Annotated in this window: 9 protein-coding genes; 3 read left to right on the top strand and 6 right to left on the bottom strand. The window is 62.4% G+C overall.

The features are described from left to right. The coding region (locus E5W70_RS27310) for a GTP-binding protein (RefSeq protein WP_292664328.1) at window positions 1-808 on the bottom strand (808 nt) is incomplete at its 3' end. A 198-nt stretch (window positions 809-1,006) separates the two neighbouring features. Here E5W70_RS27310 and E5W70_RS27315 point away from each other — a divergent pair. Beyond that, on the top strand, window positions 1,007-1,288 hold the full coding sequence (locus tag E5W70_RS27315) for a hypothetical protein (RefSeq protein ID WP_292664330.1): 282 nt from the start codon (window positions 1,007-1,009) through the stop codon (window positions 1,286-1,288). A gap of 46 nt (window positions 1,289-1,334) precedes the next feature. Here the strand turns inward: E5W70_RS27315 and E5W70_RS27320 are convergent, their stop codons facing one another. Both E5W70_RS27320 and E5W70_RS27325 read right to left on the bottom strand, forming a co-directional pair. Continuing rightward, window positions 1,335-2,909 carry an alkaline phosphatase gene (locus E5W70_RS27320; protein WP_292664332.1) on the bottom strand — a complete coding sequence of 525 codons (1,575 nt, stop codon included), beginning with the start codon at window positions 2,907-2,909 and terminating at the stop codon, window positions 1,335-1,337. Between the two features lie 282 nt (window positions 2,910-3,191). Continuing rightward, window positions 3,192-4,475: an MFS transporter gene (locus tag E5W70_RS27325; RefSeq protein ID WP_292664334.1), complete on the bottom strand. Its 1,284-nt coding sequence runs from the start codon at window positions 4,473-4,475 to the stop codon at window positions 3,192-3,194. Between the two features lie 82 nt (window positions 4,476-4,557). Between E5W70_RS27325 and E5W70_RS27330 the strand changes: the two genes are divergently transcribed. Together E5W70_RS27330 and E5W70_RS27335 are read left to right on the top strand one after the other, a co-directional pair. Then, entirely contained in the window at window positions 4,558-5,163 is a 606-nt protein-coding gene (locus tag E5W70_RS27330) for a TetR/AcrR family transcriptional regulator (RefSeq protein ID WP_292664336.1), read from the top strand. Window positions 5,164-5,260: 97 nt separating this feature from the next. Beyond that, on the top strand, window positions 5,261-5,851 hold the full coding sequence (locus E5W70_RS27335) for a hypothetical protein (protein WP_292664338.1): 591 nt from the start codon (window positions 5,261-5,263) through the stop codon (window positions 5,849-5,851). Between the two features lie 17 nt (window positions 5,852-5,868). On the opposite strand, the gene ppa is transcribed toward E5W70_RS27335, so the two are convergent. From ppa to E5W70_RS27350, 3 genes are all read right to left on the bottom strand, one after another. Continuing rightward, a complete protein-coding gene (gene ppa / locus E5W70_RS27340) occupies window positions 5,869-6,399 on the bottom strand; it encodes an inorganic diphosphatase (protein ID WP_023721304.1) in 531 nt (176 codons plus the stop codon). A gap of 115 nt (window positions 6,400-6,514) precedes the next feature. Beyond that, entirely contained in the window at window positions 6,515-7,021 is a 507-nt protein-coding gene (locus E5W70_RS27345) for a GNAT family N-acetyltransferase (RefSeq protein WP_023678138.1), read from the bottom strand. Window positions 7,022-7,138: 117 nt separating this feature from the next. Then, window positions 7,139-7,777, bottom strand: a complete 639-nt coding sequence (locus E5W70_RS27350) for a TPM domain-containing protein (protein WP_292664341.1) — start codon at window positions 7,775-7,777, stop codon at window positions 7,139-7,141. Window positions 7,778-7,790 lie beyond the last annotated feature (13 nt).

Raw genomic sequence — 7,790 nt, forward strand, 5'->3', positions numbered from 1 at the left:
CCGCCTGCGCTTCGTCGATCGGCTGGCGCTCGAGCCCGCGGAAAGCGAGGATCTTCGAGATGCGGCCGGTTTCGACCTGGGTGCCGTCATGGTGCAGCACCTTGACCGCCTGGTTGGATTTCAGCGTGCCGGATTCGATACGGCCGGTGATGATGCGGCCGAGGAACGGATTGGCTTCCAGAATGGTGCCGATCATGCGGAACGGGCCGGGATGAACGGTCGGCGCCGGTACGTGCTTGATGACGAGGTCGAACAGCGGCGCCAGAGCCTGGTCCTTCGGACCTTCGGGGTTTTCCGAGACCCAGCCGTCGCGGCCTGAACCGTAAAGGATAGGGAAGTCGAGCTGCTCGTCGGTGGCGTCAAGCGCTGCAAAAAGGTCGAACACCTCGTTGACCACTTCGACGTGGCGGGCATCCGGCCGGTCGATCTTGTTGATGACGACGATCGGCTTCAGTCCAACCTTGAGCGCCTTGCCGACCACGAATTTGGTCTGCGGCATCGGCCCCTCGGCGGCGTCGACCAGCACGATGGCCGAATCCACCATCGACAGAATGCGCTCGACCTCGCCGCCGAAGTCGGCGTGGCCGGGCGTGTCGACGATGTTGATGCGGGTATCCTTCCAGTCGACAGAGGTCGCCTTGGCCAGGATGGTGATGCCGCGTTCCTTTTCGAGATCGTTCGAATCCATGGCGCGCTCGGCGACGCGCTGGTTGTCGCGGAACGAGCCGGACTGTTTCAGAAGCTGGTCGACGAGGGTGGTTTTTCCATGGTCGACGTGCGCGATGATCGCGATATTGCGGATTTTCATGTTTTGGTCTCGGGAGCGTTGCAGGCAGCAGGCCAAAAGGCGCTGCCTCTTTCGGTTGGGCGGCTCATACAGGGTTTTTCGCAATTGCGAAAGAGGAGGCGAGCCACCAAATAAAGTCACCAAATCTTAAATGTCTTGGTGTGAAGTGGAATTATTAACCAAGGCGGAACCTTTCATGGTCCGGGCAGTTCGAATTTCATGATCGACGCAGGCATCAGACTCCGGCCGATTTTGGCATGTACCGCACTCGCCGTCCTCCTCGCGGCAGGCGCGGCGCAGTCGGCGGCGTCGTTCAAGGAGACGCGGACTGCTTTGCCGTCCGACAAGCGGTCGGCGGAGCAGCTTTTTGCCGATGCTCCCGATGGCGTCGATCCGGTAGTGACCGGGCCGGTCAGCGCCGCCTTCAAGCAGCGGCAGCAAAATGCTGGATGCGACAGCGCCGTCTGGCCCAACATTCCCGTCGTCTGCTATCCCGATTGATACACGTCCTACCCTCGGGCTAGCCCGAGGGTAGTGGCGCAGTCGCTCACGCCGACCGCACCGGATCGAGCGTGACCTTGTAGAGTTCGCTGTCGTCGCGATCCATCAGCCGCACCGTCAACTGCTCTGTAGCGCCATCTATGTCGACGAGCCCGAAGAACTGCAGGCCAGCCGACGGCGGCAGGTTTTGACCCTGTTCGGCCGTCGGTGCCTTTATGAACTTCAACTCCGGGCCGAACGTCATGTCGAAACCATTAGGCCCGAACGTGCCGGAATGGATCGGACCCGAAACGAATTCCCAGAACGGGTTGAAGTCCTGGAACTGCGCCTTGTCCGGATTGTAGTAATGCGCGGCTGTGTAATGTACGTCTGCGGTGAGCCAGACGGTATTGCTGATGCCGGCGTTCTTTATATAGCGAAGGAGGTCCGCGATTTCCAGCTCACGCCCCTTGGCCGGGCCATTGTCGCCATTGCTGACTGCCTCGGCCCCGACCTTCTTGGTACCGTCGTTCCAGACCACGAGGCCGAGCGGCATGTCGGCGGCGATGATTTTCCAGGTTGCGTTGGAATTCGCCAATTCACGCTTCAACCACTTGATCTGCTGTTCGCCGAGGATGCGCGATTCAGGCGTCATCGTCTCCTGCATGTCCGAACCGTTGGGGCCGCGGTAGGAACGCATGTCGAGGAAGAACACGTCGAGCAGCGGACCATAGGCGATCTTGCGGTAGACGCGGCCGGGCTCTGACGGCTCGTAACGGATCGTCGTCATTTCGTGGAAGGCGCGCGCCGCACGTGCCACAAGCACATGGATCGATTTTTCGGTGTAGCGGTCGTCGGCCGACAGGTCCTTCGAGTCCGACCAGTTGTTCAGCACCTCATGGTCGTCCCACTGATAGAAAGTCGGGCAGATGGCGCTGAGCGCAAGAACGTTCTTGTCCATCATGTTGTATTTCCACTGCGCCCGGTATTCGTCCAGCGTCTCGGCAACCTTGCGCTTTTCGTCGATCAGCACTGTGTTTTTCCACTTGCCGCCATTGGGCAGGTCGACCTCGTCCTTCATCGCACCATCGGCATAGATCGTATCGCCCGAATGCAGGAAGAAGTCGGGCGTGTGCTTGGCAATGGTGGCGTAGGTTTTCATGCCGGTCTCGTCGATGCCCCAGCCTTGGCCGGCGGTGTCGCCCGACCAGGCGAAACGAATGTCGCGCTTCGAGGCAGGCGCCGTGCGGAAGCGGCCGACGATCGGCTCGGACACGGCGTTGATGTCGGAAAGATCGGCCGCGACCATGCGGTAGAAGATGTCCTGGTCGGAGGCGAGATCGGTGAGCAGCCGCTTCACCGTATAGTCGCTGGCCGGCGAGGTATCGAGCGGCGCCAGGCGGACGGCATTGGTGAAGCTTTCGGTCGACGACACCTCGAACATGACGCGCGACGGCCGGTCCGTGCGCGTCCAGACCATGCCGCTGGTGGCGTCGACGTCGCCGGACTGGATACCGTGGGTAAAAGCCGGGCGCTGATTGGCGCGCGAGTAATAGGGAAGGGCGAGGCCCGAGGCGCCGACCAGGCCAATGGCGCTGGCCGACGTGACGAAAGCGCGCCGTGTCATCGAAATCTTGTTCATGGCTGTCTCCTGGATGGCATTGAACGTCGCCGCCAAGCTCCAGCTTCAATGTTTCAGGCACATTTCGAAACGATGAAGGTTTGATAACAGTGAACAGGCTGGCGAATCTCCCTCCTTGAGGGGGAGATGTCGCCCAAGGCGACAGAGGGGGGTCGTCTCGCATGGAGCACCGACCTCCTGCGCCTGTGATAAGGGGCCGAGCCCGGTCGGACCGACCCCCTCAGGCCGCTTCGCGGCCATCTCCCCCTCGAGGGGGGAGAATTAGCGCTCAGCCGTCGCAGCTCAAGCCGCCTGCGGTTCCGGATCAAACGCCGGGCGGGCGGTGTTGATCAGCAGCGAGATGCAGGCGGCGGCTATTGCCGTCATGCCGGCGATCAGGAAGGCAAGCTCGTAATTGCCTTGCAGCTCGCGCATGGTGCCGCCGAAAAAGGCCGCTGTCGCCGCACCGACCTGATGGCCGGCGACGATCCAGCCGAAGACGATCGGCCCGCTGCGGTCGCCGAACGCCTCGTTGGAAAGCCGCAGCGTCGGCGGCACGGTGGCAATCCAGTCCAGTCCGTAAAACACGGCGAAGATGATCAGGCTGGTCGCCGAGAAGCCGGAATAGGGCAAATAGATCAGCGACAGGCCGCGGATGCCGTAATAGACGCCGAGCAGCTTGCGCGGGTCGAAACGGTCGGTGAGCCAGCCCGACAGCGTCGTGCCGATAAGATCGAAGATGCCCATCATCGAGAGCAGGCCTGCGGCCTGCACTTCGCCGATGCCCATGTCGCCACAAAAGGCGATCAGATGTGTGCCGACCAGCCCGTTGGTGGTGAAGCCGCAAACGAAGAAGGTGGCGAACAGGTACCAGAACACGCGCGTGCCGGCGGCGCGGCGCAACGTGCTCAGCGTATGCGCGAGGAAATTGCCTTGCGCGGCCGGCGGCGCCGGCGGCACGTCGTCGAGCTCGGCACCATAGCGGACCATGCCGATCGAGGCCGGGCGCTCCGGCACCAGCATGTAAACCAGCGGCACCAAGGCGGCGGTGGCCACGGCAATGGCAATGGCGACCGGCTTCCAGCCGCCCGACTGGGCGAGCGAGGCGAGCAGCGGCAGGAAGACCAGCAGCCCGGTGGCGCTGGAGGCCGACATCAGTCCCATCACCAGGCCGCGATTGGTCTTGAACCAGCGGTTGACGATGGTCGCGCCGAGCACGGTGGCGACAGCGCCCGAACTGATGCCGGAAAACACGCCCCAGGTGAGGAGCAGATGCCAAGGCTTGGTCATCAGCAGGCTGAGCGCGGTCGATCCGGACATCAAAAGCAGCGCGGCCAGCAATGTGCGGCGCAGCCCGATCCGCTCCATCAGCGCTGCGGCAAAGGGCCCGGTCAGGCCATAGAGGAAGATGCCGGTGGCCGCCGCCAGCGAGACGACGTCGCGCCGCCAGCCGAAACTGTTCTCCAGCGGCAGCATCATGACTGCCGGCGCCGAACGCAGGCCCGCCGCGATGAGCAGGCAAAGGAAGATCACGGCGACCACGACGAAAGCGTAGCGCTGGCCAAACGGGCGGGATTGAGCTATCATGTTACTGACCGGTACGTTGCAGGAGCGCGAAACATACGTACCGACCGGTAACATTGTCAACCAGCTAATCGGCAGACCAGGCATGAAAAGCATTGAACCAACGATCAAGGCCAATGACGCACCGCCGCCTCGCGCCGCCGAACGGATCCTCCAGGTGGCGCGCGATCTGTTCTATAGGCAAGGCATCAGGGCCATAGGCGTCGATGAGATCGTGCGGCGTGCCGGCGTCACCAAGCCCAGCCTCTACCGCAGCTTTCCGTCCAAGGACGAGTTGGCCGCATCCTACCTCCGGCACTATGACCTCGAATTCTGGGAACGCTTCGACGAGGCGGTGAATGCCCATCCCGGCGATCCGCGCGCCCAGATCGTCGCCTTCCTGACGCGTGTCGGCAAGCGCACGCAAAGGCCCGACTATCGCGGCTGCGGCATGACCAATGCCGCGGTCGAATATCCCGAACATGGCCATCCGGCCCGCGTCGTGAGCGAGGCCAACAAGCAGGAATTGCGCCGGCGCCTGCGTGCCATGGCGGCGGCGATGGGCGCCGGCGACGCCGAGACGCTGGGCGACGGGCTGCTCCTCCTGATCGAAGGCGCCTATATTAGCGGCCAGCTGTTCGGTGCCGGTGGACCGGCGCAGTCGGTGGCCCGCAACGCCGATCTTCTGATCGAAGCAAGCTTGAAGAAATAGTGTTCCGTTTACCAGACCACTGTGAGCAGCCTGACTTCGTCTAGGCTGCCGCTAAATTTGACGGTACGCTGCGGCAGCCCGAACGGAGTTGTCCGCCATGCGCGCTCTTTTGATCCCATTTGCCTTCGCTGGCTTCTGCAATGCCGCCCGGGCTGGCGACATATCCAGCGTCTATACCGATCTCGTCTGGGAGAAGGACTGCGTGACCTATGCCCAGGCGGAGGAAGGCGACGGCGACTGGGCCGACCTCGCCTGTTCGGGCTATGGCGGCTACCCGGTGATGGTTTCCTACGACGATGCGCGGGAATCGCTGTTCTACGGCTTTCCACCTGGCGATATGACCACGGTCTGGGAAAGCTTTTCCGGTCTCAATTCGGCTGGACCCAAAGTCGAGTGGCGTATCGAAACCAACGGCAAAACTGTCGTCCCTTTCGCGGTCATCCATCGTCGCTCGATCAGCGATAGCGAGGGCGAGAACAAGTCGACGGAAGTCCTGATCGTCGCCAAGGTTGCCCAGCCTGACGCCCACGAAGGCTGCACGATCGCTCTTGTGCTCGCCACCGGCAATCCCGCCGCCAACGATCAGGCGCGCAAGCTTGCCGACGAGAAGGCACGCACCTTCGCCTGCGGCAAGGACAAGCGTGTGGTGATCGGCAACACGCCCGATTTCGGCCGCGTCGATAACTGATTATTTGCGCCCGTTAATTACTTGCGCTTGGCCCGCTCGATTGCCTCGACGATCATCTTCTTGGCATAGGCGGCATCGTACCAGCCCTCGATCTTGACCCATTTGCCGGGTTCGAGATCCTTGTAGTGCTCGAAAAAATGCTGCACTTGCTGGCGGGTAATGTCAGGCAGCTGCGTGTATTCGTGGACGTCCTCGTAGCGCAAGGTCAGCTTGGGTGAAGGCACCGCGATCACCTTCTCGTCCTGGCCGGCATTGTCCTCCATCACCAGCACGCCGATCGGCCGCACATTGATGACGCAGCCCGGCACCAGTGCGCGCGTGTTGCAGACCAGCACGTCGATCGGGTCGCCGTCGCCCGACAGCGTATGCGGTACGAAACCGTAATTGCCGGGATAGCGCATCGACGTGTGCAGGAAGCGGTCGACGAACAGGGTGCCGGCCTCCTTGTCCATCTCGTACTTGATCGGCTCGCCGCCGATCGGCACCTCGATGATGACGTTGACGTCCTCGGGCGGGTTCTTTCCGCTGGCAATCGCTTCGATACGCATCGCTTATCCCTCTCTCGATTGGAGATCGATAGCGGGCGACGGCGAATGGTGCAATGCGGCGAATGGTACTGGGGAGATCGTCCGAACCAAAACCGGTCGGATCATGCGCTGGCCGTCATTCCCAGACGAAAGCGACCTTCTTCAGCGCCTTCTGCTCGAAGATCTCGACGCCCTCGGCCACATCGCGGCCGCCGGCGCCGGCATAGAAGGCAAGTGCGTTCTGATTGTCTTCCAGCGCCCACACCACCATGCCTTTCAGGCCATGGTCGGCCAGCCGAGCCCGCGCGGCCGAGAACAGCCGGCTGCCGAGCCCGATGCCTTGATATTCCGGCCGCAGGTAAAGCTCGTAGATCTCGCCCTGCTGCCTGAGTTCGCGGGCGCGGTTCTTGCCGATCGTCGCATAGCCGGCAATTTTGCCGCCGATTTCGACGACTAGGACGGTGGCAGCGCGGCGAATGGCATTCGCCCACCAGTCGGCGCCGCGGCGGTTGATCATCGATGTCAGAGTGCGGTGCGGGATGATGCCCGAATAGGCGCCGCGCCAGGCCTCGAGATGCACGTCGGCAATGGCGGCTGCATCGCGCGGTTCGGCTTTCCTGATGTCGATGCTCAGCGTATTCATGATTGGTTAACCATAAACCCGCTGCGCCCGATTGCAAGAGTCCGGTCAACCGCCGCGATGCTTTCGCACAGCCGAACGGTGCGTCCTTGAGACGCTGCAAAACCGCTTTTAGCGAGATCAAATCTCGACTAGATGGTCGTCCAGTTCGTTGCTGTCGCCGGTCGAGACCGGAAAATGCTCGGCCAGTACCGCACCGACCGCGTGGATCGCCTTGACGAAGCCCTCGGCAAGCCGATCGTCGCCGGCATGCGCCGTAAGGTCGCGGACGACACCGTCCCAGACATGCTGGCCGACACGAGAATCGATCCCGCTGTCGGCGACCACCTCGGCATAGCGCTCGGCGATCGAGACGAACACCAGCACGCCGGTGCGCGCCGTGGTGCGGTGGACGTTGCGGGCGAGGAACTGCTTCATCGCATTGGCCTGGGCGGCCTGGTAGCGCAGCCGCCTCGGCACCAAATGGATGCGCAATGCGGGCAATGCCCACAACAGGATGAGCACACTGGCAAGCGCCAGAAGCTCGGCAATGACGAAATGCGGCAAGCGGATCGACAGCCACCAGGCTTCCAGCCCGTAACCGACGCCGAGACTGACGACGAGCATACCGAGCATCGCCATGAAAGCGGCCGGGAAGAAATAGCCGTCGCTGGCATGCGCCACGACGCAGTAGATCTCGCCGTCGGTCTTTGATTCGGCAGCGCGGATCGCATCGGCGATGCGCTGATGATCCTCGGGGCTGATCGGTCGTGTTGCCATGATTGATGTCTCA

It is taken from the genome of Mesorhizobium sp., from assembly GCF_005063415.1.
In the GTDB taxonomy this organism is placed as follows: domain Bacteria; phylum Pseudomonadota; class Alphaproteobacteria; order Rhizobiales; family Rhizobiaceae; genus Mesorhizobium.